Below are 22,576 nucleotides of genomic sequence, written 5' to 3'. Positions count from 1 at the left end.
GCGCGTGCTTTTATGGCGGCGCGCCCTCGCATCGTCCGCCCCGAACGGTTATATATACGCCATGTTGAATGCACTGCTTCTGGTCAGCGCCGATTTGCCCGATAGCGCGTCGTGACCTGGGTCGAGAAACTGGCGATCGTCGTCGGCATGGTCCTGTTCATGGAGTGCTTCGCCTGGGCGACGCACCGCTATGTGATGCACGGCTGGGGCTGGGGCTGGCACAAGTCGCATCACGAGGAGCATGAGGGCTGGTTCGAGAAGAACGACCTTTATGCGATCGTCTTCGCGATCGTGCCGATCGTGCTGTTCGTGGTCGGGCTCTGGTACCCGGCGCTGTGGTGGGCGGCGCTCGGCATCACCGTCTATGGCGGCATCTACGCCTTCGTCCATGACATGCTCGTGCATCAGCGCGGCGGCTTCCGCTGGGTGCCCAAACAGGGCTATTTCAAGCGGCTGCTCCAGGCGCATCGCCTGCATCACGCGGTCGAGGGCAAGGACGGCACCGTCAGCCACGGCTTCCTGTTCGCGCGCAAGCCCGCGGTGCTGAAGGCGCAGTTGCGCGCCAATGCCGATGCGCAGCGTCGCGCCGCTCGCCCCGCGCGGACCCCGAACACCAGTCCGGCAGACCAGCGCGGGTGAGCATCACCGCCGCCCACCCGTCGGACGCGATGAAGCGCCAGATGCGGATCGGCGTGTCGCTGTCCGCCGCGATCATGGTCGCGTGGCTCGCCATCCACATCACCGGCATATTCTTCTGGCAGTGGAGCCTCGCGACGCTGCCGATCGCGATCCTGATGGTCCTCGTCCAGACCTGGCTCTCCACCGGGCTGTTCATCGTCGCGCATGATTCGATGCATGGTGCGCTCGCGCCCGAGCATCCAAGGCTGAACCGGGCGATCGGCGCGACCTGTCTCTCGCTCTATGCCTGCCTGTCCTATGCGTCCCTGCTCCCGCAGCATCATCTCCACCACAAGCAGACCGGACGCGCCGGGGATCCCGATTTCCATGGCGGCGATCCGCGGCTGACCCGCTGGTTCCTGCAGTTCTTCAAGACCTATTATTCGCACGGCCAGATCATCCGCATCACGCTGGTGGCGCTGGTCTATACGTTGCTGCTCGGCGCGCCGCTCGGCAACATCGTGATCTTCTGGGCGCTGCCCGCGCTCGGCGCCGTCGCGCAGCTGTTCGTCTTCGGCACCTGGCTGCCGCACCGCGAGCGCGACCTGCCCTTCGCGGATAGCCACCGCGCGCACAGCCTCGACATCGGACCCGCGCTGTCGCTGATGACCTGCTTCCACTTCGGTGGCTATCATCACGAACATCATCTCTCGCCGGGCACGCCGTGGTGGGGGCTGCCCGCGCGGCGGCGTGCGCTTGCGGTTCGCGCCGCCGACCGCCGCGGTGTAGAGGACCCCGCATGACGCTTGCCATCATCCTCTCCGCCATTGCGATGACCGTCATCGTCGGGGTCCGCTATCTGCTCGTGTCGGGCGCGTTCGCGTGGATCACGACGCGCAAGCATCCGGGGCTGTATCTCGGGCTCGATCCGCAGGTCCGGCGCGAGATCGTCTGGAGCCTCGCCTCCGCCGCGCTCTACGGCATTCCCGCCGGCGTCGTCGCCTGGGGCTGGCAACATCGCGGCTGGACCCAGGTCTATGCCGATGTCCACGCCTATCCGCTCTGGTACCTCCCGGTCTCGGTGTTCGCCTATCTGCTCCTCCACGATGCCTGGTTCTACTGGACGCATCGCTGGATGCACCGCCCCGCCCCGTTCAAGCTCGCGCACGCGCTCCATCACGCCAGCCGTCCGCCGACGGCATGGGCGGCGATGGCGTTCCACCCGATCGAGGCGCTGAGCGGCGCCATCGTCATTCCGCTGCTCGTCTTCTTCGTGCCGATCCACATTTACGGGCTGGGGGTCGTGCTGACGATCATGACGGTGATGGGCGTGACCAACCACATGGGATGGGAGATCTTCCCGCGCTTCATGTGGAGCGGCCCCTTAGGCGGCTGGCTGATCACCGCCAGCCATCATCAGCGCCATCACGAACTCTATGGCTGCAATTACGGCCTGTATTTCCGCCACTGGGACCGGCTGTGCCACACCGATCGCGGCGTCGGCGATTTCACCCGCGAACACGCCCGCGCCGCCCGGCGGGCCGATGCGGCCTGACCGGCCGACTGCGCGATAGGCGTCGCCAGCGGCGCCCGGCTCACAGTCCCCGAACGCAAAAAGGGCATCCGGGTCGCCCCGGATGCCCTTTTCTGCACGTCGCTCGGGGTCGCAGGCAGCTTGGCCCGCGCCCCTGAGCGCTGTGGCTCAGATACCGTTCGACAGATTGGTATCCGCGTCGTTGGTGCGCATGTCTTCAGCCTGGTTCTGGCCGGTCGCACGCACCGCGTCAGCCTTGTTCTCGAGGCTTTCTTCGGCTGCTTCGTTGCCCGTGACGTCGGCAGCGTCCTCGAGGTTGTCAGCGACCGCCTCGGTGTTCGACTCGATGTTGTCGGCTGCCTGCTCGCGCGGGCTGGTGTTGCAAGCTGCGAGCGAGAACAGGCCGGCAGCGACGGCGACAGCGAAAATCTTCTTCATGATCAACCCTCTTAGTGGTGCCACACGCATACACGACAACAGCCGATATTCAACGCCGATCCGTTAGGTGGGATATCGAAGCGCAGCGATGATCGAAGAGGGGCGGACGTCGAACGTCGCGCTTGGTGCACCGCGGAAGCGGCCCGCTATCCTGCGTCGTCACGCGACGATGGAGGGCACACCACCGATGACGCTGCCGGTGGGGGAAATGGCGGAGACGGAGGGATTCGAACCCTCGGTACCAGTAAACCCGGTACGGCGGTTTAGCAAACCGCTGGTTTCAGCCACTCACCCACGTCTCCGGCTGCAGCAGATGCGGGGCTATAGCGAGGGTCTGCGGCGGGGGCAACCGTCGTTACGCGGGTACCGGACGCGAATTCGACTCTTCCCGCCGTTTCATTCATTGCGGGGTCAGGCGGGGGTTTGTTAACTCACGCGCACTCGGCATTGGGGAAGATAGCATCATGCGCAGTTTCTGGCTTGGCCTCGGCGCCTTCGCAGCGTCGATCGCGAGCAGCGCGCCCGCACAGGTCCGCACGATCGATCCCAACCAGGCGATCGACGGGGATCTCGCGCCCCAGACCAGCACCACCCCATCGCGCGGGCAGCAGGTCCCCGACCAGCGCTATCCCGAGCCCGCGCCGGTCGAGCCGGTCCAGCCCGCCGCGCCGCCCCCGCCCGCGCCGGGCCCCGGTGCGACGACGCGCGCGGAGGCGACGATGAGCGCCGCCGACACCTATGAACGCGACGACCTGCTCGCCGCGGGCGAGGGCGTGTTCGGCAAGGGCGCGGCCGGGCTCGGCGGCATCCTCGAGAACATCCTCAAGGACCAGGGCCAGCCCAATGCCTATATCGCCGGGCGCGAGGCGTCGGGCGCGTTCATCCTCGGCGTGCGCTACGGCTCGGGGCTGATGAACCACAAGGTCGAGGGCGAGAAGCCGGTCTACTGGACCGGGCCGTCGGTCGGCTTCGACGTCGGCGGCGACGCGAACAAGGTCTTCGTGCTGGTCTACAACCTCTACGACACCGAGGAGCTCTACAAGCGCTTCCCCGCGGTCGAGGGCCGGCTCTACCTCGTCGGCGGATTCGCCGCGACCTATCTGCGGCGCGGCAACGTCGTGCTGATCCCGATCCGGCTCGGCGTCGGCTGGCGCGCGGGGGTGAACGTCGGGTACATGAACATCACCCACAAGAGCAGGTGGCTGCCGTTTTAAGGCGAAGCGCGGCGAGCGGCAACGCCCGCTCGACTCGCGCAAGCCCGGCCGGCGGCGCGTAGCGCCGTCCGACGACGCGGACTTTGCCCGCGGCGCGGCGCCACCCCCGCGGGACACCAGCCCCCGGTAGCGCCCACCCCCACAATCCCCTACCACCCCCGCCATGGCCAAACCCGACCGCCTCGCCCGTCTCGACGCCCAGCGCGAGGACCTCGAAACCGACTATCGCGCGACGCTGATCGCCGCGCTGGAGAAGACCGCGAACGGCGCGCTCGGGCTGTTCGACCGCAGCAGCGACCGCCGCGTCCGCACCGCGATCGCCCCGACGATCGCCGCGCTGCGTGAAATGGGCACCGAGATCGACGCGATGCGCGACCGGCTGATGCTCGACCCTTTCGCGCTCCACCGCGACTTCTTCGCCGCACGCGGGCCGGTCAGCGCGAGTGCACCCGGCGAACAGAAGGAGGCGCGGCTCTGGCTCGACCGACTCGCCCAGGAGGATCCGGCGAACTGACCCCCGACCGTCATCCTGACGAACGTCAGGACCCAGGGTCACGAACGCTGTCGCTGCTTGGCTCTGGGTCCTGACGTTCGTCAGGATGACGGGAGAAACGGACGGCGCGCCTTAGCCCGCGAACCGCCACCCGGCATCGGTCCCAGCGAGGAACGGCACGACCGACGTATCCCCCTCGCCGACCCGCTCGGGCACGATCACGCTCTCGCGCACCAGCGTCACCGTGCCCTCGTTCAGCGGCAACCCATAGAACCGCGCGCCATGTTCGGACGCGAACCCCTCGAACCGGTCGATCGCGCCCTCCGCGTCGAACACGCCGAGATACGCCTCGAGCGCGAACGGCGCGTTGAAGATCCCCGCACAGCCGCAGCCCGATTCCTTCGCGCCCACGACATGCGGCGCGCTGTCGGTACCGAGGAAGAAGCGCGGGGATCCCGACACCGCGGCCTTCCGCACCGCGAGCCGGTGGGTCTCGCGCTTGAGCACGGGCAGGCAATAGGCGTGCGGCCGAAGCCCGCCGTCGAACAGCGCGTTGCGGTTGATCAGCAGATGCTGCGGGGTAATCGTCGCGGCGATCGGATGGTCCGCCTCGGTCACGAACGCCGCGGCCTCGGCGGTGGTGATGTGCTCGAGCACGATCTTCAGCCCCGGATAGTCGCGCGTCAGCGGCGCGAGCGTCCGTTCGACGAACACCGCCTCGCGGTCGAAGATGTCGATCGACTTGTCGGTCACCTCGCCGTGGATCAGCAGCGGCATGCCGATCCGCTGCAGCGTCTCGAGCACGCCGGTCAGCGCGCGGATATCGGTGACGCCGTGCGCCGAATTGGTCGTCGCATGCGCAGGGTAGAGCTTGCACGCGGTGAACACGCCCTCGGCATGGCCGCGCTCGATCTCCGCCGGATCGGTGCCGTCGGTCAGATAGCAGGTCATCAGCGGCGTGAAATCGGCACCGCCGACCGCGGCGAGGATCCGCTCGCGATAGGCGCGTGCGGCGGCGATCGTCGTCACCGGCGGGGTAAGGTTGGGCATGATGATCGCGCGCGCGAACTGCCGCGCGCTGTGCGGCGCGACCGCGTCCAGCATCGCGCCGTCGCGCAGATGGAGATGCCAGTCGTCGGGGCGGCGGATCGTGATGCTGTCGGTCATGCGCCCTCCTACCGACGCGCGCCGGGCGACGCCAGACGGTTGCGCGCCTTGGAAATCGCCGGGCGCGCACTAGGTGAAGGAGATGACCCAGACCGACAGCGCAACCCTTCTCGCCGACCGCGCGGTGCTGCGCATCGCGGGCGAGGACGTCCGCGGCTTCCTGCAGGGGCTGGTGACCGCCGACACCGCGTTGCTCGCGCCCGGCGCGCCCGCCTGGGCCGCTTTGCTGTCGCCGCAGGGCAAGGTGCTGTTCGACTTCATCCTCTGGGCGGACGGGGCCGACGTGCTCGTCGATGTCGAGGCCTCGCAGGCCGAGGCGCTGGCGAAGCGGCTGACGCTCTACCGCCTGCGCCGCGCGATCACGATCGCGCCCGATCCGCTCCACGTCCACTGGTCGCCGACGGGGACTGAGGGCAGCCCCGACCCGCGGCTTCCCGCGCTCGGCCATCGCTGGCTCGCCCCCGCGAACGCAGCGGCAGGCGATGCGTCGCCCGCCTGGCACGCGCACCGGCTGTCGCTCGGCGTGACCGAAGGCGTCGCCGAGCTCGGCAATGGCGAGACGCTCTGGCTCGAATGCAATGCGCACGAGCTGAACGGCGTCAGCTTCACCAAGGGCTGCTATGTCGGCCAGGAGAACACCGCGCGGATGCACCACCGTTCGAAGGTCAACCGCCGCCTCGTCGTCGCCCCCTTCACCGAACCGAGCAGCCGCACCCGCGTCACCTATCCCGACCGCGCCCTGATGATCGACCACCGCCGCACCGACGCCTTAGGTGACGCCCTCATCCCGACCTGGCTCGCGCCGGCGCTGGCGGAAGACGACCCCACCGCCTGAGGCAAACCGCCCTCCCCCCACACCCGTCGTCCTGACGAACGTCAGGACCCATGGTCACGAACGCTGGCGCTGCCTGGCTCTGGATCCTGACGTTCGTCAGGATGACGAGAAGAGGGTGATGATGCCGCGCTCCAGGTACTTACGTGCTTACGACAAGGGCAACGCGACCATCCACCGCCTAGCCAGATCGAAACACCCAACCTCAACCCCGTCATCCTGACGAAAGTCAGGATCCAGGGTCACGAGCGCCGTCGCTGCTGGGCTCTGGGTCCTGACTTTCGTCAGGATGACGAGAGGGGGAGGTGACGCTCGGCTCCGGGTCCCGACGCACGCACGAAAGCAACGCCGCGCGCAGCGCAATAACAGCCCCGCCGCATCCCCCACGCCGTCCCCCCCAAAGGCTCCGCGCCTCCGCGCCTCCGCGCGAACCAAACTTCTTCCCGCCCCAAAGAACAGCAGACAAAAGAAAAGGGAGGCCGGCTCGCGCCGACCTCCCCGATCTTTTCCCGCATCCGATCCCAAAGGACCGGAAGGCGAAAGTCTTACTGGCCCGAACCCGGACCGTAGGTGACTTCCACGCGACGGTTCTGCACTTCGCGCACGCCATCGGCGGTGTCGACGCGCGGACGGCTCTCACCGAACGCTTCGGTCGAGATCACGCCATCCGGGATCGCATGCGACGACAGATAGGCGCGGACGCCGTCTGCACGACGCTGCGAGAGACCGACGTTGTACGACGCCGAACCCGACTTATCGGCGTGGCCTGCCAGCATGACCTGTGCGTTGCCGCACGACTGGTACTGCGTGACGGCGTTGTCGAGGATCGACGCAGCCTCAGGCGTGATGTCCGACTTGTCCCACTCGAAGAACACGATGAACGGACCAGGCGAGCAAACGACCTCGACCGGCGCCGGCGGCGGCGGGGGAGCCATCGGCTCGGGTGCCGGCGGCGGGGGAGGAGGTGCCATCGGCTCGGCAGGGGCGCCGAAGTTGTACGTCACACCACCAAGGATGCTGTGCGAACGGTAACGACCGTCGAACAGGCGGTTGGTGTTGTCGACCAGCTTGACGTTCTCGGCGTTGAAGAAACGATACTTCAGCGTCGCGTCGATGTGGTCGGTCAGCGGTGCACGGATACCGGCGAGGCCCTGATAGGCGAACACGGTGTCCGAATCGTTCAGGAACGAACCGTTGTTGTTGAGGGCGTAGTTCGCCTTGACGCGAGCAACACCGACACCACCGCCGACAAAGCCCTGGATGCCGTCATCCGGACCGAAGTCCAGCAGGCCGTTCAGCATGAAGCTGAGTGCCGACGAAGAACCGCCAGCATAGTCATAGTTGTTGGCCGGTGCGTTGACGAGTGCGCCTGCACCCGTGAAAGCTGGCGTGGTCGTGGTCGACGAATAGCCGTCCACAGTAGCCTTGCGGTAACCGACTTCGGTTTCGAGGCGGAAGCCACCGAAATCGTAGCCCATGACTGCGTCGACGTCATAACCATAGTCATGGTCGACCGAACCGGCATTGTTCAGAGCACCGATGTCGTAATCGATGTCTTCAACGATCATCGCACCGCCTTCGATGCCAACGTACCACGACTTGTCGCGGGCGAGGGCAGGAGTGGCGAGTGCGGTGGAGGCGAGTGCCAGAACGACGGCAAGCTTCCGCATATAAATCCCCTTTCATGAGTGTCACACGGACATCGCAAACTCCCTATCCTTCGGCTTGTTTCCACGCAAGCGCACAAAAGTTCGAGGTGTTGCTGGAACGCCACAGTTTTTAGAGTGTTTAGGCGGCGATCAATCCGTGGCTCCTCAATAGCACCAGAACGGCGGAAAGTGTAGCCCGGGCGGACGTATCGACCACGGCGCCACCGACCGGATCGGCAATTGCCGCGCCTTGCGCGCCGACCACCTGGTTACCGCCGATCACGACTCGCCCGCCGGTGATATCGGCGGCTGCCCAGCCCGTCCCGTCATGCCGGATCAGCGTCGCCAGATCCTCGCGCCACACCGTCATGCCGGCACGCGGTGCGGCGAACCGCCAGCCCCCCGTCGTCCAGCCCGCCAGCGCCTGTGCATGGCCCCCCCAGTCCCCGGTCGGCGCGGCCCCGACGATCCAGCACGCGCCGGGCGCGGGCGTGGCCGGCGGCACGTTCAGCCCGACCGTGACAACGCTCGGCTGGAGCAGCAGGTCGATCAGCGCGAGCGCCTCGTTATGCACCATCTCCTTCTGCGCCTGCCCCGGCTGCAGCAGCGGCAACCCCGTCCGCACGCTCGTCTCGTCCGTCATCGCCACTCTCCCCCTCGTCACACCATCAGTATCGCGGGCAGCGACACGCCGAAGTCGCCGCGCTGGCGCACCTCGACCCGCACCGCGCCCGCTACGCGCTCCGCCGCGGACAGCGTCGCCACCGGCGCGGTCGTCTCGACGAGGCGCGTCACCCCCGCGCCGGTCAGAACCGTCACCGCATAGGCTTCGCCGCCCTCGCCCAGCGGCACGTCACCGCCATCGATCCAGCGCCACCCCGCCCGGCTCCGCCGCGTCCAGCCGAGCGTCGCGCCGCCATCCGCCGTGATCGTCGCACGCAGCCCGACCGGCGACGGCGGCAGCACCGACGCGCCCGCCAGCACGAGCCGGGTCTCGACCGGCACCGCATCGCCCACCCCCGACGCCATCACCCGCACCGTCCCGCCGATCGCCGCGACCGGCAGGTCGATCGTCCGCACCGAATCCGCGCTGATCAGCACGAAGCCGTCGCCCGGCGCCTGCGTGCCGATCGCCGCCTCGGTCCCGCGCCGCCCGCGCAGCAACTGCGTCAGCCGCCACCGCCCGCCGCCGAGCGGCGCCGCGCGGCCGAACTGGATCAGCTCGCCCCCCGCCATCGCCAGATTGCCCCCCGCATCGAGCGCCGCCGCATCCGCGTCCGTGAGCGCCAGGTCGCCGCGCACCAGCACCACCTCGAACGCGCCCGCCCGGTCGGTCAGCGTCGCCGGCGCCGTCCCAGCGACGACCGCGATCGTCCCGATCGTCGCCGGCGCCGCACTCGCCCCCGCCGCGATCCAGCTCGCGCCGTCGTCGAGCGAATAGAGCAGCGCCGCATGCCGCCACCCCGCGCCGGTCCCCGTCGCCGCCACCGACAGCCGCGGCGCGGCGAGCGGCGCATCCTCGAGCCCCGGCGTCTCGAACGCGGCGAGCCGCGTCGTGCCGATCAGCGCATCCGCCGCACCGACGATCCGCCCGCTGCTGCCGCGCACCGGCAGCGGCGCGGGCGTGAGCGGGGTCAGCACCAGGCTCGTCACCATCGCCTCGACCCGCGTCTCGACGATCCGCCAGACGCCCGGTTCTCCCGTAATCTCGACACAGCCGCCGGGCAGCAGCGCCAGCCCCGACAGCCCCAGCCGCACCGTCCGCCGCACCCGCGCAGTCTCGGCGCGCGCGAGCAGTCCGGTCGCGATCGTCTTGGCGGTCCCGGCATCAATCACCGCCGCCACATCGACCCGCGCGTCGCGCACCCCCGCGCCCGGCCGCACCACCCGCTGCAGCCCCGCCTGGTAATCGCGCGCGGCATCATAATAGCCCAGCGTCATCGTCCGCGGCACCGTCTCGATCGCCGCCACCGTGCGCGTCCGCCGCGAGCCCGCTTCCCCCTGGCCCTCGACCACCCCCGCATCCGCAACGCCCGCGACCGGCCCCGCCGCATCGCGCATCACCAGCGCATCGCCGTCCCCCGCGGACACGAACCACGCTCCGCTCGCCTCGGCCAGCGCCGCCAGCACCGCGCCGACGCTCCCCCCCGCCGCCGCGAACCCGTCGAGCGCCAGCGCCACCGCCCCCGACACGCCCCCGTCCGACACGTCTTGCGCGATCGCCGCGACCGGCACCGGCCCCGGATCGGCGATCACCTCGAAGGTCAGCGACGGGATCCGGTTGCCGTAATCGGCCAGCGCCATCCCCTCGAACACGGCATAGGCGCAGCCGCGATGCGCGGGCGTCATCGCGCCGCCCTCCGCCGCCGCGATCAGCGGATCGACCGCCTGGTCCTCGCCGCCGGTGTGCAGCCGGAACCCGGTCGCGGTCTTGAAGTCGCCGCCCGCGCCGCGCAGCAACTTCCCCTCCGCCCAGATCCGCCCGATCCCCAGCACCGGCCGCGCCGACAGCAGCACCGCGAACGACGCGGCGTAGCTATAGGTCGACACGCTCGGCTGCCCCTTGCCGCCGCCGCTCGTCGCCCGGCTCTCGATCAGGTCGGTCGCCCAGATCACCGTCCCCGCGACGCGCATCGTCCCGAACAGCTTGGGCACCTGGCTGCCATAGCTCGAGGTCTGCACCGCCAGCTCGGTCAGCCGCGGCCCCTCGCGCCGCGCCGGGCGCAACAGCGTGCCGTCGATCGTCCGCCCGACCAGCGCGCCGATCGTCCCGCCCAGCGTGCTCCCGCCCAGCGGCCGGCCGATCACCCGCCCGACCGCGTTCAAGATCAATGTCGCCACGGCCCCACCTCCCCGCTGTTGCCTTCGCCGATCCGCCAGCAGCCCAGCACGGGCGCCTCGACCGGCCCCGGCCGCTCGACCACGCGGCGCAGTGCGGCATCGGCATGGACAAGTCCCCGCGTCGTCCTGACCGCGAAATGCAGCTGCCCCGGCCCCGTCCGCAGCATCAGCACGTCGCCCGGGCTTGCCGCGTCCACCCTCACCAGCACGCGATCGAGCCACGCCGCCACCCGCACCGGATCGCCGCCCCGCAGCGCATAGCCGGTCGGCACCGCGACCCCGCACCCGCCCGCCTTCAGCGCCAGCGCAACCAGCCCGACACAGTCGAGCCCCGTCGCCGCCACCCGGCCATGCACCCGGAACCGGCTCCCCACCGCCGCCAGCGCCGCCGCCTCGACGTTCCCGCCGCTCATGCCCCGGGATACCGCGTCAGCAGGTCGATCCCCGGCAGATAGGGCTCGCCGCGAAAATTCACCGCATTGCCGAACCGCGCGGCACAGGTCGCCAGACTCCTGTCGCACCCCTCGCTCAGCTCGACGAGCACGCCCGGCGCCACCGCCAGCACCGGCGCCCGCGCCAGCGTCACGCGGGTGGTCCCCGCCGGCCCGGCGTCGGACGCCGCGACCGCGCTCTCCAGCCCGCTGTTCGCCCCCCCGAACCACCGCAGCAGCCCGCCCGCATAGACATCGCCATCCCCGGCCGCCGCCAGGTCGAGCGTCACGACCGCCCCCTCGCACGCGGTCACCCGCGCGAACCGCCGCCGCGCCGCCATCGCCACGCGGCACCGCCGGTCGCCCAGCGTCGCGCGACATTCGGGCGACGTCTCCTCGACCACCGGCCGGTCGAACGCCGTGCTCGCGCCGCGCAGCTCGGCGGTGAACCCGTCCTCGCCCAGCTCGACCGCGCCGATCACCCCCTCGCCCAGCGTCAGCGGGTCGCGCGGATCGGTCCAGTCGACCGCGAACACGCGCACCCGCGCGCCGTCCCACCGCCCGCTCAGCAGGTCGCGCTCGCCGATCGCCGCCGAACTCAGCGCGCCCGCCACATCCATCGTATCCGCCTCCGCCCCCGGCTCGAGCACCCCAGACCGCGCGATTCCCGACGGCGTCATCCCCGGCGCCGCGCGGTGGACCAACCCGTCGACCAGCAGATCCCGGTCATGCCCCGTCAACCCCACCGCCACCCCATCCCGCCGCTCCACCCGCCAGCACAACGCCACCGTCGTCACCCCAACATCCGCCATCATCCACCACTCCCCCATTGCCTGGCCCTGGATCCTGACTTCCGTCAGGACGACGAACGCAAAAACCCCTCTCCCCTTGGGGGAGAGGGAGGGGCCCGCGCGAAGCGTGGGAGGGTGAGGGCACGTGAGGCTCGGGCCCGACGCCCAACGCCCCGCCCACCCCCCGTTCGCCCTGAGCGAAGTCGAAGGGCCCGCCCGCCAAAAGTGCTTCGACGACGCTCAGCACGAACGGCGTGAAGCCTACCCCTCCCGCACCTCCACCAGAGGCACCGAAGCCGCCACCCCCGCCAGAAACGTCGCCCGCGCCACGCTCAGCCGGTCCTCGGCAAACCGCACCGGCACGTCGAACGCGAACCCCGCGCTCACCACCGCACCCGCCGCCGGCGCCGCGTCGAGCACCACCCACCCCCCGGCCACCACCGAGAAACCCGACGTCGCAACGCCGTCGACCGCGACCGACACGCTCCCCGCCACCGGCCGCGTGATCCGCCGCGTCGCCGCGTCATAGTGCTTCACCAGCGCGAACCGCCGCGCGATCCCGTCGCCGACCCCCAGCACCTCCCCGACCGCCTCGGCATCGAACGGATCGCGCAACCGGAAGCTGCGCGCCGGCCCCATCCGCGCGCGGAAGAACGCGAGCAGCACACCGATATCCGCCTCGCTCCGCAGCCCCGGCCCGACGTCATAGCTGGTCCGCGCCTCCGCCCAGGCCGCGTTGCGCTGCTCCGCGCCCCCCGCGCTGGTCAGGATCGCGGTCGAAAATCCCGGTATCACCTCCGCCTCGCGCCCCAGCGCGAGCGGAAACAGCACGTCGTCATGCGCGTCCACGGCACCATCCCCCTCTTCGGTCTCGAAATGCACGAACCCGTCGCGCATCACCTGCGGCAGCGCCCAGACGAACGTCTCGCCGACGCCGCGCGCGCGCGCCGCCACCGCCGCCGCCTCGATCCGCGCCCAGTCGCCTGCGCGCTCGGGCACGGTCACGAACCCCGACAGATAGTGTTGCCGCGCGGCCGGATAGCCCAGCCGGCCCTCGACCAACGCGACCGCATCCGCCGACGACGCGACATCGCCCGCGGTCACCCAGTCATAATCCTCCAGCTGCAGCACATCGAACGCCGGCGACGCCCAGCCGACCGGCATGTTCGCACGCTTCGCCTCGGGCGCCCCCGCATCGAGCACCGTCGGCAGATAGGTCAGCAGATGCGTCACGCACCCGCCCGCTTCCCCCCTTACCGCCGCGACCAGGGCCGCAGTCGACGCCGCCAGACACGCCCCCGCCGCCTCCAGTGACGCGATCTGGTCTGCGCTCTTGGCCCCGCGGATGCTCGCCATCGCGACCGGCGCGAATGTCGCGACCGCGCTCGCATCATAGAGGCACGGCCGCCCGTCGGGCATCACCCACCACCAGGGCTCACCGACCTGGAACTGCGCCGGCAACCCCGCCGCCACCGCGAGCCCGACAAACGCGCGCGCCACCGCCTGCAGATACGCCATCGCCCCGCCATGCGCCGGCGACAGCAGCGTAGACGGCGGCTCCCACCCGGTCAGCGCAGGCGCGCCGTCCGCCGCGCGCTGTTTCCAGTCGTTCCAGCAATGCGCGTCGAACAGCTCGTAGCTCAGCGACCAGATCACGCCGTAGCCCAGTGCCTTCGCGCGCCCCGCGAAATCCCGGTGCCACGCTGCGCACGCCGCGTTCAGCACGCCCCCCGCCAGCGACACGTAGAATCCACCGCCCGCCGCCTCGAGCCGGAAATAATGGCTCATGCCCACATAATGGACGATGCTCCCCCGATACCCCAGGTGGAGCGCGTTGCGCAGCAGCCGCGCCGGCGTCAGGTTGTAGCTGTCGTCATAGCCGCTCGCGATCCGCAGCCCATGCTCGGGCACCACCGCCTCGCCGATCGCGAGCACCGATCCCGGCCCCTCGCACGCCATCTCGGTCAGCTCGACCCAGCCCTCGCGCATCCCCGCCAGCGGCGCGTCGACGCCGCGATAGTCGGGCGGCACCAGCGACACGAACATCCGGTCGATATCCCCCGCCCAGACGGGATCGCTGTCCTCGGGCAGGTCGAACCCGCCGACCAGCGCCGCGAAATCGAGCGACACCAGCGCATCCTCCGGCGTCCCCACCGCATAATTCCACAACCGCACATACCAGGCCCGCGCGACCCCCGCGGCATCACGCCCCTCGATCGTCAGCGTCGGGCCATTGATCGCATCGAGCGGCATCACACCCCCCGACCGCCACCGGAACCGCAGCCGACACCCCCGAAAATCCCGCGCGGTCTCGTACCGCAGCAACGGATGATCATACCGATCCTCCGCCGCCCAGATCAGCCCCGCCAGATCATCCGCCCTGTAGAACACCGCATCCACGCGCAGCGCATCCGGCCCCGTGGTCACGACGGACGCCATCATCGGCCGCGGAAAATCCACCGTCCAGAACCGCGGATCAAACCGCGACACCGTCCCCTCGACCTGCCCCGCCCGCCCCGAACACACCCACTGCGCCATGAACCATCTCCAATTCGAAGGGGGGAGGGTGAGGGGCCTTGAGGCCAGCGCCCCCGCCCAACCACCCCTCACCCCCCCGTCGCGTAACCGCTCCTCCTCCCCTCTCCCCCAAGGGGAGAGGGGGCACCAAAACCCCTCTCCCCTCGGGGGAGAGGGAGGGGCCTGCGCGCTCTTGCGCGTGGGAGGGTGAGGGCACGTGAGGCTCGCGACTCCCCCTCACTCCACCGCCCCCCTCACTCCACCGCCAGCGCCGCCCGAACCGCCCGCGCCACCTGCCGCCCCGACTGCGCGAGCACCCCCGGCGCCGCCCCCGCCGCCGCGTTGACGGTGATCGCCACCCGCACCTCCCGCACGCCACCAGCACCGCCAGCCTCGACTCGCCCACTACTGGAAGGCACGAACAGTTCAGGCCCCCGCTCGCCCACGACATAAGCCCGCCCCGGCGACACCGGCCCCCCGGTCGCGCGCCCCGGCAGCCCGCCGACCAGCCCCGCAAGCGCATCCCCGAGCCCGCCCCCGCTCGCGCCAAACAGCGACCCCATCCCCGCCTTCAACGCCGCCCCCGCAATCGCATCGAGCGCAGACAGCGCCACCCCCTTCAGCTCCTCGAACCCGAACGTCCCCGTCTTCACCGCACGCAACAGCGCGGATTCGAGCCGCAGCGCCGCACGCTCCGCCCCCACGCCCAGCACGTCGTCCAGCTCGCCGCGCATCGCCGCAACGTCGCGCGCAAACGCCGCGCTGTCGCCGCGCACCCGCACCAGCACGGGCTCCAGATCGTCATCCATCGGGAAAAGCCTCCTTCAACCGCGCGATCGCCGCCGCATCGGGCGGCGTCGGCATGTCCCCCGTCATCGCCGCGACCACCGCGCCCAGCTCGGCGGGCGTCGCGCGCCAGAACGCGTCGGGGCTCCACCCCAGCACCGCGCCGGCAAACCCCGCGAGCCGCCCCGCGGCGTCCGCGAACGTCCGCATCACCGCCCCGCCAGGATCTGCCGCAGCAGGCCGCGCAGCACCGGCGTCACCGCCGCCAGCCCCGCCTCGACCACCGCCTCCCCCAGCCGCTCGCGCGTCAGCCCCTCGGGGCAATCGCGCAGGCAATGCCAGAACAAGGCGACCATCTCGCCAATGCCCAGCTTCCCCTCCGCCGCGCGTTCAACGAGCGCGAACAAAGGCCCCAGCTCCTCCTCCGCCGCCACCAGCGCCGCAAAACTCGGCCGCACCACAAGCGTCTCCCCGGACACCCGAAGCGCCCCCTCCCCCCGAACACTATTCGCCACATCGCTCATAATATTTCTCCAAAACCCCTCTCCCCCCGGGGGAGAGGGAGGGGCCCACGCGCCCTTGCGCGTGGGAGGGTGAGGGCAAGTGAGGCCAACGACCCCGATCCCGCGCGCGCCCCGTCATCCTGACGAAAGTCAGGATCCAGGGCCACGAGCGTTGTCCTGGGCGGCTCTGGATCCTGACTTTCGTCAGGATGACGGAAATGGGTCAGGATGACGAAGGTGGCTCAGCACCACGCGAAGAGGGAAAACCCTCACCCCGCCACCACCGCCCCCGAACTCTCCAGGCTCAGCGTGTAGGATCGCTCCCCATTGAAATCCCCGGCATAATCCAGCCGCGACACGAGGAACCGCCCGGTCATCGTGTCGCCCCCCTCGAACGCCAGCCGGTAATCGTCGAGCACCCCCGACAGCGCGCTCGCCTTGATCCGAAGCTCCGCCGCCGAGCCCGTGAACACCCCCGCCCCGGACACCGAGACGCTGCGCACCCCCGCCCCCGACAGCAATTGCCGCCAGCCGCCCGAATCCTTCGTCGTCACCACGATCGCCTCGCCGTTCACCGACATCTGCGTCGTCCGCAGCCCCGCCACCGTCGCATAGACGGGCGTCGCCGCGCCGTTCCCGACCTTCAGCAGGAACGCGCTCCCCTTCTCCACCGCCATGATCGTCTCCCCCTCAACTTTCGCGGTACATCCGCACCAGAAACTCGCTCGTGCCCCGCCACCGCTCGCCGACGCGCAGCACGCGCGAGCGCAGCATCTGCACGCGCACCAGCCGCCACCCCTCGCCCAGATCCGCGTCGAGCGCCTCGACCGCCTCCTCCGCCGCCGCCAGCGCAGTCCGCAGCCGCACCGGCCGCTCCCCGCCATCGTGCAGCGTCACGACGACGCGCCCCTCGCGCCCGCGCCACGTCGTCGTGCTCCAGTCGCTCAGCACCGGCTCGTCGACCACCGCATAGGGCAGCGCGCTGCGCACCGGCGGCGCGTCATACACCCCGCCCTCCAGCACCCCCGCCAGCCGCGCGACCACCCCCGCCTGCAGCACCCCCCGCGCGCTCACGCCGCCACCTCCGGGCTCAACCGCAGCCGCCGATAGGGTCGCCACAAAGCCGCCACCGCCGCGGGCGGCACCGCGTCGCTCTCGCGGTGATCGAACAGATGCGCCGCCAGCATCGCCACGCCCTGCGCGACCGGCGCCGGCACCGCGTCCCAGGTCTCCGCCGCGCCGTCGCCCGCGACCCGCGCGACGATCGCCCCGCCGACGAACGCCTCGCACACCAGGATCGCCGTCGCACAGACCCGCCCCAGCAACGCCGCCTCCGCACTCCCCTCCAGCCGCAACACCTCCCGCACGGCCACGACCGCGTCCGCCACCACGGCCACCGGCACCCCCTGCTCACCCATAGGATTCTCCCGAAAAAACCCCTCTCCCCCCAGGGGAGAGGGAGGGGCCCACGCAAAGCGTGGGAGGGTGAGGGCAAGCGAGGCGCGAAACCCCACCCCCTCACACCCCACTCAGCTCACCGAAAACTTCATCAGCTTGATCGCCTCCGAATTCGTCACGCACCCACCGACCCGCTTGGTCGCGTAGAAATTGACGAACGGCTTGTTCGAGTAGGGATCCCGCAGGATCACCGTCTCCGCGCGCTCCGCGATCAGATACCCAGCTTTGAAATTCCCGAACGCGATCGACAGCGCATTGGCCGCGATGTCCGGCATGTCCTCCGCCTCGATCACCGGATAGCCGAGCAGCGTCGCCGGCTGCCCCGCCGCCAGCGAAGGCGCCCACACGAACGCCCCGTCGCTCGTCTTGAACTTGCGGATCCGCGCCAGCGTCGCCGCATTCATGACAAAGCTCGCCCCCTGCCGATACGGCGCACGCAGCGCCTGGACGAGGTCGATCAGCCGCTCCTGCGGACTTGCCGAGAAATCCCCCGCGGTGCCGGAGGCCAGATATTGCAGCGTCCCGAACGCCCGGACCCCGTCCGCGGTCGCCGCGGTCGGCTGCGTCAGGAACCCCTTGGGCCGCCCGCTACCCGATCCGCCGACGAACGCCGCGCCCTCGGCCTTGGCGAATTCCATCGCGATCTCCCCCGCCAGCCACGCCTCGACATCGAACGCCGCATCGTCGAGCATCGCCTGGCTCGCCGCCGGATTGGCATAGAGCTCGCCGGTCGGCGGCACGATCTCGACGAACACCGGCGTCGCCGTCTCGGGCCGCGCCGCATTCTCCGCCGCCCAGCCGGACGGCGTGCCGCCCGTCGTGACCAGCTTGCGATACCCGGCGCTGCCCACCTTCACGACATTGGCGATCCCCCGGATCGGCGAGATGCCTTTCAGCACCGCATCGATCTGCGCATCCACCTCGCGCGGCACCGCATAGCCGCCCGCATCGCCCGAGACCCCGGTAAACGCCTTCATCTCGATCGTCGCACCACTCCGCACGAACCCCGCAAACGCCCCCGAAGGCGCCGCCGCCTCCAGCATCGGCCGATCCATCACCGTCATGTCCATCTCCCTGCCAAGAACCAAAAAAAGGCGCCCCGAAGGACGCCTGAAACTACCCCTCTCCCCCAGGGGGAGAGGGAGGAGCCCACGCAAAGCGTGGGAGGGTGAGGGCACGTGAGGCTAAAACCCTCACCCCACCACCTCCACCCGAGCCAGTCCCTGCATAGGCACCCCCACCAGACTCACCTCGACCAGCTCCACCGCCTCGAGCACCCGCCGAGCCCCCTGCACGACCCGCACCGCCCGATACCCGACCGACAACCCCGCCACCGCCCCCGACCGCACCAGCCCCGCAAGCTCGGGATCCTCGACCACCCCCTCGACCCGCAACCCCCGCGCATCCTCCGCAACCGACGCCAGCACCCCCACCGCCCCACCACGATGCTGCCACAACAACGGCACCACCCCGGCCCCGGCAAAGGCCCCCCGCCGCATCACGTCGCCTGCGCGATCGACCACGTCGAACACCGCCGCATAGCCCGCAAACGCGACGCTCATTTGAGCCACGCCGCAAACCCCAGCTTCACCGCCAGCCCCGCCAGCATCAGCGCCACGAACAGCCGCGCGATCCACCCCGCCGCCGCCTTCCACACCGACCGTTTCGCATCGCGCCATGCCGCCAGCAGCTCGCGCAGCTCCGCCACGTCGCCGCGCGCCCGCTCGTCGCTCAGCCCCAGCCGCGCCAGCGCGCGCGTCGCGCCCAGCTCGCCCGCTTCCTCCGCGATCGCGCGCAGCGTGACGAGGTCCGCGCCCCGCTCCGCCCCCTGCGCCATCAGCTGCGCCAGCACATGCCCATCCATCACGCCCCCTCCTTCACATCGAGCATCGCGCGCTTCTCCGCATCGCTCAGGAACGTCGCCGCGCTGACCATCCCCCACAGCCGCTCGCGGTCCTCGACCAGCGCCGGCACCCGGTCGAGATCGACGCGCAACGCCGCCCCCTCGAACCAGCCCGACAACCCCTGCGCGATCCCCGTCAGCACGCTCGTCGCCAGCGGCAGGATCGCCAGGCGCCACAAGGCCCGGTTCGCCTCGCGGTAATTGGCGTAGCTATTGTCCCCCGGCAGCCCGAGCAGCATCGGCGGCACTCCGAACGCCAGCGCGATCTCGCGCGCCGCCGCGCTCCGCGTCCCCGCAAAGTCCATGTCCGCGGGCGTCAGGCTCAGCGCCTGCCATTTCAGCCCGCCCTCGAGCAGCATCGGCCGCCCCGCATTCCCGCTCCCCGCAAACGACGCCTCGAGCTCGCTCTTCAGGCGCGCAAACTGATCCGCCGACAGCGCCGACCCGTCCCCCGGATCATAGACCAAGGCCCCCGAGGGCCGCGCCGCATTGTCGAGCAGCGCCGTGTTCCACCGCGCCGCCGCATTGTGGATCCCGACCGCAGCGGCGGCGGCCCCCAGGCACCCCAGCCCGTAATGATCGTCGACCGGATGAAACGCCTTCAGGTGGATCACCTGCGGCCGCACCGGATCCGCCGACAGCCGCGTCACCCGCGCGCCGACCGCATAGCGATACGCCGCGGGCCACCCGCCCGCATCCGCCTCGACGCTCACCCGCTCGGGCCGCAGCGCGTACAGCTCGGCCGCGCCGCCATCGGCATCGCGCAGCACCTGGACATAGGCATTGCCGTGAAGCAGCAGCTGCGCCGCCACCGTCTCGATCAGCATCTGCCCCCCCGACCGCGCGGTGACGAGCGCGACCAGCGCGGGATCCGACCCGTCGAGCGGCGCCGACCCGACGCCCTCGACGACCAGCTTCACCGCGCGCTGCGCCACCGCATTCCCCAGATACGCCTCGCGCACCTGCGCCTCATACCCCCGCGCCCCCGCGACACCGCCCGCCCCCGCCCAGCCAAGACTCCCCGCCCCCGACAAAGCCGGCCGCGCGCCCTCCCGCCCGGACTTCCACCCGAACAACCCCATAAAACCCTCCCAAAAACCATAACAAAAACCCCTCTCCCCCGGGGGAAGAGGGACCCAAAAACCCCTCTCCCCCCGGGGGAGAGGGAGGGGCCCGCGCGAAGCGTGGGAGGGTGAGGGCACGTGAGGCTCGAAACTCAACCCCCACGGGGGAAAGGGGCACGCCCCAGCCCCCCCGTTCGCCCTGAACGAAGTCGAAGGGCAAGCCCCGCGCGCCAGTGCTTCGACTACGCTCAGCACGAACGGGAGGAGGAGAACGCAAAGCCCCCCCTCCCCCCGTTCGCCCTGAGCGAAGTCGAAGGGCCCGCCCGCCAAAAGTGCTTCGACTACGCTCAGCACGAACGGACGGGGGGGCCGGGCCGGTGCCCCCCCCCTCAAACCACCCTCACCCCCACCTTAACCCGCCGCCGCAAGCACAACTCCGTCAGCGCCCACACCAGCGCATCCGCGCGATCCGGCGAGCGCCCCGGCCCGACATACCCCCCGCTCACCAGCCCGCAGAGCTCGTCCTCGAGCGCCGGAAACGCCCCGACATGAAAGACCCGCCGCCCCTCGTACAACGTCGCCACCGGCTCCGCCCGCGCCACCTTCCCGCGGCTCGCATGGACCAGCCGCACCGGCAGCGCACAGTCCGCCGCCATCAGCACGCTGCGCACCATCTCCCCGCCCTGGTTGCACTCCGCGACCACCCGGTCCGCGCCATGCCGCGCCGCACAGTCCGCCACCGCGCGCGCCCAGCCCTCGGGCGACAGGCCCGCGACGCTCGCATCCTCGAGCACATAGGCGAGCCCGTCCTCGCCCAGCGCGACGCAGACGATGCCGCACGCATCGCCCCCCGTCCCCGCCGGCGGATCGACCCCCACGACCACCCGCACCAGCGCCGGCACCACCCCGCCGCGCTGCCGCTCGAGCAGGTCGCGCGTCCACAGCGCCCCCTCGACATCGTCGATCAGCTCGCCGTCCAGCTCCTGCCGGCCCAGCCGCGTCCCCGCATAGGTCCGGGTCATCGCCGCGACGAACGACGCCGGCAAAAACGGATTCTCCCCCGTCCCCCCGCGCGATTCAAACAGCCCCGGCAGCGCGAGCAGCCGCCGCATCAGCGGCACCGGCCGCGGCGTCGTCGTCACCAGCACGCGCGGCCGGTCGCCGATCCGCAGCCCCATCATCAGATTGTCCCAGGTCGCGTCGCCATAGCGCCACTTGGCCAGCTCGTCGCACCACGCCGCATGATGCTCGGGCCCGCGCAGTTTCTCGGGCGCCTCCGCCGAATAGACGAAGGCGCGCGCGCCGCTGTCGAACACGAACTCGCCCGCGTCGCGCCGCCAGCGATAGGTCTCGCCCGCCTGCGCCACCGCGATCAGCCCGCTCTCGCCCTCGACCATCACCTTGCGGACGTCGTCCATCGTCCCCCCGACCATCGCGATCCGCGCGCCCGGCATCGCGCGGGCCAGCGCGCTCACCCATTCGGCGCCCGCGCGCGTCTTGCCGAAGCCGCGGCCCGCGCGGATCAGCCAGACCTGCCAGTCGCCCGCGGGTTCGCGCTGCCCCGGCAACGCCCAGATCGCCCAGCTCTCGTGCAGTGTCCGCAGTTCCGCCTCGGACAGCCCGCGCAGCAGCGTCACCAGCTGCCCCCGCGGCAACCCCCGCAACCGCGCGAGCACCGCAGGATCGAACGTCGCGCCTTCGGTGGCCGCCATCACGCATCCCCCGTGACGGACGCCGCCTGCGCGTCGAGCGCATCGAGCCGCGCGACCAGCACCGCCTCGAGCTCGGCCAGCGACACGCGCTTGCACAGCGTCCCCGCCCCCGCTCCGCCAGCCGCGCCACCAGACGACCCGCCCCCGCGCTTGCGAAACCCCAGCGCCTGCACCGCGACCCGCGGATCGAAATGCGCCCCGCGCAACTCCGCCGCCGCATCCCCCTCAACGACCCCGTCAGCTTCCCCCTCAGACTCCGCCTCAGCTTCCCCCTCGCCTTCCCCCAGCGCATAGGCCAGCAACCGCGCCTCGAGCGTCTCGTACGCCGCCTCGATCGCCCCCGCCCAGTCCGCCGCGAACACCGCATCGCGCTTCTTCAGCGCATGCGCCCCACGCGGCGCCATCCCGACCGCGCGCGCCGACGCCGCGATGTTGCACGTCGCCGCCAGATGCTCGAGAAACGCCGCGCGCTTGGCGGATGTCCAGCCGCCCTTGGCGGCCTTGCGCACCTGCAACCGGCCCCCAGCTTTCCTGCCCGCCGCCCCACCCGCCGCCATGCACCATCCCCCAAATGGATCGGGCCGGTCCGCCGCCGGGGGATCACCCCGACCGCGTCCGGCCCGAC

26 protein-coding genes and 1 tRNA gene are annotated in these 22,576 nt (G+C 70.8%); 6 read left to right on the top strand and 21 right to left on the bottom strand.

The window, feature by feature from the left end:
• Nucleotides 1–111: 111 nt before the first annotated feature.
• The 3 genes from IFT54_RS03455 to IFT54_RS03445 are packed head-to-tail and all read left to right on the top strand — an operon-like array spanning nucleotide 112 to nucleotide 2,173.
• Entirely contained in the window at nucleotides 112–639 is a 528-nt protein-coding gene (locus IFT54_RS03455) for a sterol desaturase family protein (protein ID WP_037532513.1), read from the top strand.
• Entirely contained in the window at nucleotides 636–1,421 is a 786-nt protein-coding gene (locus tag IFT54_RS03450) for a fatty acid desaturase (protein WP_342354756.1), read from the top strand. Before IFT54_RS03455 ends, IFT54_RS03450 begins: the two co-directional genes overlap by 4 nt.
• Nucleotides 1,418–2,173, top strand: a complete 756-nt coding sequence (locus IFT54_RS03445) for a sterol desaturase family protein (RefSeq protein WP_031393428.1) — start codon at nucleotides 1,418–1,420, stop codon at nucleotides 2,171–2,173. Before IFT54_RS03450 ends, IFT54_RS03445 begins: the two co-directional genes overlap by 4 nt.
• A 147-nt stretch (nucleotides 2,174–2,320) precedes the next feature.
• On the opposite strand, the gene IFT54_RS03440 is transcribed toward IFT54_RS03445, so the two are convergent.
• Nucleotides 2,321–2,590: a hypothetical protein gene (locus tag IFT54_RS03440; RefSeq protein WP_166746342.1), complete on the bottom strand. Its 270-nt coding sequence runs from the start codon at nucleotides 2,588–2,590 to the stop codon at nucleotides 2,321–2,323.
• 209 nt (nucleotides 2,591–2,799) lie between these two features.
• Nucleotides 2,800–2,892: transfer RNA gene (locus IFT54_RS03435), tRNA-Ser, on the bottom strand.
• A 162-nt stretch (nucleotides 2,893–3,054) separates the two neighbouring features.
• Between IFT54_RS03435 and IFT54_RS03430 the strand changes: the two genes are divergently transcribed.
• Together IFT54_RS03430 and IFT54_RS03425 are read left to right on the top strand one after the other, a co-directional pair.
• On the top strand, nucleotides 3,055–3,804 hold the full coding sequence (locus IFT54_RS03430; protein WP_056407073.1) for a DUF1134 domain-containing protein: 750 nt from the start codon (nucleotides 3,055–3,057) through the stop codon (nucleotides 3,802–3,804).
• Nucleotides 3,805–3,967: 163 nt separating this feature from the next.
• Nucleotides 3,968–4,318 carry a hypothetical protein gene (locus IFT54_RS03425; protein ID WP_056673819.1) on the top strand — a complete coding sequence of 117 codons (351 nt, stop codon included), beginning with the start codon at nucleotides 3,968–3,970 and terminating at the stop codon, nucleotides 4,316–4,318.
• Between the two features lie 111 nt (nucleotides 4,319–4,429).
• Here the strand turns inward: IFT54_RS03425 and pyrC are convergent, their stop codons facing one another.
• Nucleotides 4,430–5,464: a dihydroorotase gene (gene pyrC / locus IFT54_RS03420; RefSeq protein WP_037532401.1), complete on the bottom strand. Its 1,035-nt coding sequence runs from the start codon at nucleotides 5,462–5,464 to the stop codon at nucleotides 4,430–4,432.
• Nucleotides 5,465–5,546: 82 nt separating this feature from the next.
• On the opposite strand from pyrC, the gene ygfZ reads away from it, so the two are divergent.
• On the top strand, nucleotides 5,547–6,299 hold the full coding sequence (gene ygfZ, locus IFT54_RS03415) for a CAF17-like 4Fe-4S cluster assembly/insertion protein YgfZ (RefSeq protein WP_192069556.1): 753 nt from the start codon (nucleotides 5,547–5,549) through the stop codon (nucleotides 6,297–6,299).
• 542 nt (nucleotides 6,300–6,841) lie between these two features.
• Here the strand turns inward: ygfZ and IFT54_RS03410 are convergent.
• From IFT54_RS03410 to IFT54_RS03325, 18 genes are all read right to left on the bottom strand, one after another.
• Entirely contained in the window at nucleotides 6,842–7,966 is a 1,125-nt protein-coding gene (locus IFT54_RS03410) for an OmpA family protein (RefSeq protein WP_031396246.1), read from the bottom strand.
• A gap of 118 nt (nucleotides 7,967–8,084) precedes the next feature.
• A complete protein-coding gene (locus tag IFT54_RS03405) occupies nucleotides 8,085–8,588 on the bottom strand; it encodes a DUF2793 domain-containing protein (protein ID WP_192069555.1) in 504 nt (167 codons plus the stop codon).
• Nucleotides 8,589–8,605: 17 nt separating this feature from the next.
• Nucleotides 8,606–10,786, bottom strand: coding sequence for a phage tail protein (locus IFT54_RS03400; RefSeq protein WP_192069554.1), 2,181 nt, complete (start codon nucleotides 10,784–10,786; stop codon nucleotides 8,606–8,608).
• Complete coding sequence (locus IFT54_RS03395; protein WP_159512221.1) at nucleotides 10,774–11,199, bottom strand: peptidoglycan endopeptidase; 426 nt, start codon at nucleotides 11,197–11,199, stop codon at nucleotides 10,774–10,776. The genes IFT54_RS03400 and IFT54_RS03395 overlap by 13 nt, the downstream gene beginning before the upstream one ends.
• The gene (locus tag IFT54_RS03390) at nucleotides 11,196–12,029 is read right to left on the bottom strand and encodes a DUF2163 domain-containing protein (protein WP_192069706.1); all 834 of its coding nucleotides are present in this window, start codon (nucleotides 12,027–12,029) and stop codon (nucleotides 11,196–11,198) included. The genes IFT54_RS03395 and IFT54_RS03390 overlap by 4 nt, the downstream gene beginning before the upstream one ends.
• A 240-nt stretch (nucleotides 12,030–12,269) precedes the next feature.
• Nucleotides 12,270–14,546: a DUF2460 domain-containing protein gene (locus IFT54_RS03385; RefSeq protein WP_192069553.1), complete on the bottom strand. Its 2,277-nt coding sequence runs from the start codon at nucleotides 14,544–14,546 to the stop codon at nucleotides 12,270–12,272.
• Between the two features lie 233 nt (nucleotides 14,547–14,779).
• The gene (locus IFT54_RS03380) at nucleotides 14,780–15,334 is read right to left on the bottom strand and encodes a tail tape measure protein (protein ID WP_192069552.1); all 555 of its coding nucleotides are present in this window, start codon (nucleotides 15,332–15,334) and stop codon (nucleotides 14,780–14,782) included.
• Nucleotides 15,327–15,521 (bottom strand): phage tail assembly chaperone, encoded by a 195-nt coding sequence (locus IFT54_RS03375; RefSeq protein ID WP_192069551.1) that lies wholly within the window; start codon nucleotides 15,519–15,521, stop codon nucleotides 15,327–15,329. Before IFT54_RS03375 ends, IFT54_RS03380 begins: the two co-directional genes overlap by 8 nt.
• Nucleotides 15,521–15,835: a gene transfer agent family protein gene (locus IFT54_RS03370; protein WP_192069550.1), complete on the bottom strand. Its 315-nt coding sequence runs from the start codon at nucleotides 15,833–15,835 to the stop codon at nucleotides 15,521–15,523. The genes IFT54_RS03375 and IFT54_RS03370 overlap by 1 nt, the downstream gene beginning before the upstream one ends.
• Nucleotides 15,836–16,083: 248 nt before the next feature.
• Entirely contained in the window at nucleotides 16,084–16,491 is a 408-nt protein-coding gene (locus IFT54_RS03365) for a phage major tail protein, TP901-1 family (protein WP_159512218.1), read from the bottom strand.
• 13 nt (nucleotides 16,492–16,504) lie between these two features.
• Nucleotides 16,505–16,888 (bottom strand): tail completion protein gp17, encoded by a 384-nt coding sequence (gene gp17 / locus IFT54_RS03360; protein ID WP_192069549.1) that lies wholly within the window; start codon nucleotides 16,886–16,888, stop codon nucleotides 16,505–16,507.
• Entirely contained in the window at nucleotides 16,885–17,232 is a 348-nt protein-coding gene (locus IFT54_RS03355) for a head-tail connector protein (RefSeq protein WP_192069548.1), read from the bottom strand. Before IFT54_RS03355 ends, gp17 begins: the two co-directional genes overlap by 4 nt.
• 111 nt (nucleotides 17,233–17,343) lie before the next feature.
• A complete protein-coding gene (locus IFT54_RS03350; RefSeq protein WP_192069547.1) occupies nucleotides 17,344–18,336 on the bottom strand; it encodes a phage major capsid protein in 993 nt (330 codons plus the stop codon).
• A 129-nt stretch (nucleotides 18,337–18,465) separates the two neighbouring features.
• The gene (locus IFT54_RS03345; RefSeq protein ID WP_192069705.1) at nucleotides 18,466–18,834 is read right to left on the bottom strand and encodes an HK97 family phage prohead protease; all 369 of its coding nucleotides are present in this window, start codon (nucleotides 18,832–18,834) and stop codon (nucleotides 18,466–18,468) included.
• The gene (locus IFT54_RS03340) at nucleotides 18,831–19,136 is read right to left on the bottom strand and encodes a DUF6127 family protein (RefSeq protein ID WP_192069704.1); all 306 of its coding nucleotides are present in this window, start codon (nucleotides 19,134–19,136) and stop codon (nucleotides 18,831–18,833) included. The genes IFT54_RS03345 and IFT54_RS03340 overlap by 4 nt, the downstream gene beginning before the upstream one ends.
• Nucleotides 19,136–20,257: a phage portal protein gene (locus IFT54_RS03335; protein WP_192069546.1), complete on the bottom strand. Its 1,122-nt coding sequence runs from the start codon at nucleotides 20,255–20,257 to the stop codon at nucleotides 19,136–19,138. The genes IFT54_RS03340 and IFT54_RS03335 overlap by 1 nt, the downstream gene beginning before the upstream one ends.
• Nucleotides 20,258–20,628: 371 nt before the next feature.
• Nucleotides 20,629–21,951: a DNA-packaging protein gene (locus IFT54_RS03330; RefSeq protein ID WP_192069545.1), complete on the bottom strand. Its 1,323-nt coding sequence runs from the start codon at nucleotides 21,949–21,951 to the stop codon at nucleotides 20,629–20,631.
• Complete coding sequence (locus IFT54_RS03325; protein WP_192069544.1) at nucleotides 21,951–22,508, bottom strand: hypothetical protein; 558 nt, start codon at nucleotides 22,506–22,508, stop codon at nucleotides 21,951–21,953. The genes IFT54_RS03330 and IFT54_RS03325 overlap by 1 nt, the downstream gene beginning before the upstream one ends.
• Nucleotides 22,509–22,576 lie beyond the last annotated feature (68 nt).

Source organism: Sphingomonas sp. CFBP 13714, from assembly GCF_014842205.1.
GTDB classification, from domain to species: Bacteria; Pseudomonadota; Alphaproteobacteria; order Sphingomonadales; family Sphingomonadaceae; genus Sphingomonas; species Sphingomonas aerolata.
Note: the sequence above shows the minus strand (reverse complement) of the source record. Positions and strands in the feature narration are given on the sequence as shown.

Bases quoted from the DNA above. Each gene is read 5' to 3' on its own strand.
- IFT54_RS03345 (WP_192069705.1), bottom strand. From the start codon at position 18,834: ATGAGCGTCGCGTTTGCGGGCTATGCGGCGGTGTTCGACGTGGTCGAT.
- IFT54_RS03390 (WP_192069706.1), bottom strand. From the start codon at position 12,029: ATGGCGGATGTTGGGGTGACGACGGTGGCGTTGTGCTGGCGGGTGGAG.
- IFT54_RS03430 (WP_056407073.1), top strand. From the start codon at position 3,055: ATGCGCAGTTTCTGGCTTGGCCTCGGCGCCTTCGCAGCGTCGATCGCG.
- IFT54_RS03365 (WP_159512218.1), bottom strand. From the start codon at position 16,491: ATGGCGGTGGAGAAGGGGAGCGCGTTCCTGCTGAAGGTCGGGAACGGC.
- IFT54_RS03350 (WP_192069547.1), bottom strand. From the start codon at position 18,336: ATGACGGTGATGGATCGGCCGATGCTGGAGGCGGCGGCGCCTTCGGGG.
- IFT54_RS03355 (WP_192069548.1), bottom strand. From the start codon at position 17,232: ATGGGTGAGCAGGGGGTGCCGGTGGCCGTGGTGGCGGACGCGGTCGTG.
- IFT54_RS03370 (WP_192069550.1), bottom strand. From the start codon at position 15,835: ATGAGCGATGTGGCGAATAGTGTTCGGGGGGAGGGGGCGCTTCGGGTG.
- IFT54_RS03375 (WP_192069551.1), bottom strand. From the start codon at position 15,521: ATGCGGACGTTCGCGGACGCCGCGGGGCGGCTCGCGGGGTTTGCCGGC.
- IFT54_RS03410 (WP_031396246.1), bottom strand. From the start codon at position 7,966: ATGCGGAAGCTTGCCGTCGTTCTGGCACTCGCCTCCACCGCACTCGCC.
- ygfZ (WP_192069556.1), top strand. From the start codon at position 5,547: ATGACCCAGACCGACAGCGCAACCCTTCTCGCCGACCGCGCGGTGCTG.
- pyrC (WP_037532401.1), bottom strand. From the start codon at position 5,464: ATGACCGACAGCATCACGATCCGCCGCCCCGACGACTGGCATCTCCAT.
- IFT54_RS03380 (WP_192069552.1), bottom strand. From the start codon at position 15,334: ATGGATGACGATCTGGAGCCCGTGCTGGTGCGGGTGCGCGGCGACAGC.
- IFT54_RS03445 (WP_031393428.1), top strand. From the start codon at position 1,418: ATGACGCTTGCCATCATCCTCTCCGCCATTGCGATGACCGTCATCGTC.
- IFT54_RS03335 (WP_192069546.1), bottom strand. From the start codon at position 20,257: ATGGGGTTGTTCGGGTGGAAGTCCGGGCGGGAGGGCGCGCGGCCGGCT.
- IFT54_RS03385 (WP_192069553.1), bottom strand. From the start codon at position 14,546: ATGGCGCAGTGGGTGTGTTCGGGGCGGGCGGGGCAGGTCGAGGGGACG.
- IFT54_RS03395 (WP_159512221.1), bottom strand. From the start codon at position 11,199: ATGAGCGGCGGGAACGTCGAGGCGGCGGCGCTGGCGGCGGTGGGGAGC.
- IFT54_RS03440 (WP_166746342.1), bottom strand. From the start codon at position 2,590: ATGAAGAAGATTTTCGCTGTCGCCGTCGCTGCCGGCCTGTTCTCGCTC.
- IFT54_RS03340 (WP_192069704.1), bottom strand. From the start codon at position 19,136: ATGGATGGGCATGTGCTGGCGCAGCTGATGGCGCAGGGGGCGGAGCGG.
- IFT54_RS03425 (WP_056673819.1), top strand. From the start codon at position 3,968: ATGGCCAAACCCGACCGCCTCGCCCGTCTCGACGCCCAGCGCGAGGAC.
- IFT54_RS03325 (WP_192069544.1), bottom strand. From the start codon at position 22,508: ATGGCGGCGGGTGGGGCGGCGGGCAGGAAAGCTGGGGGCCGGTTGCAG.
- IFT54_RS03330 (WP_192069545.1), bottom strand. From the start codon at position 21,951: ATGGCGGCCACCGAAGGCGCGACGTTCGATCCTGCGGTGCTCGCGCGG.
- IFT54_RS03405 (WP_192069555.1), bottom strand. From the start codon at position 8,588: ATGACGGACGAGACGAGCGTGCGGACGGGGTTGCCGCTGCTGCAGCCG.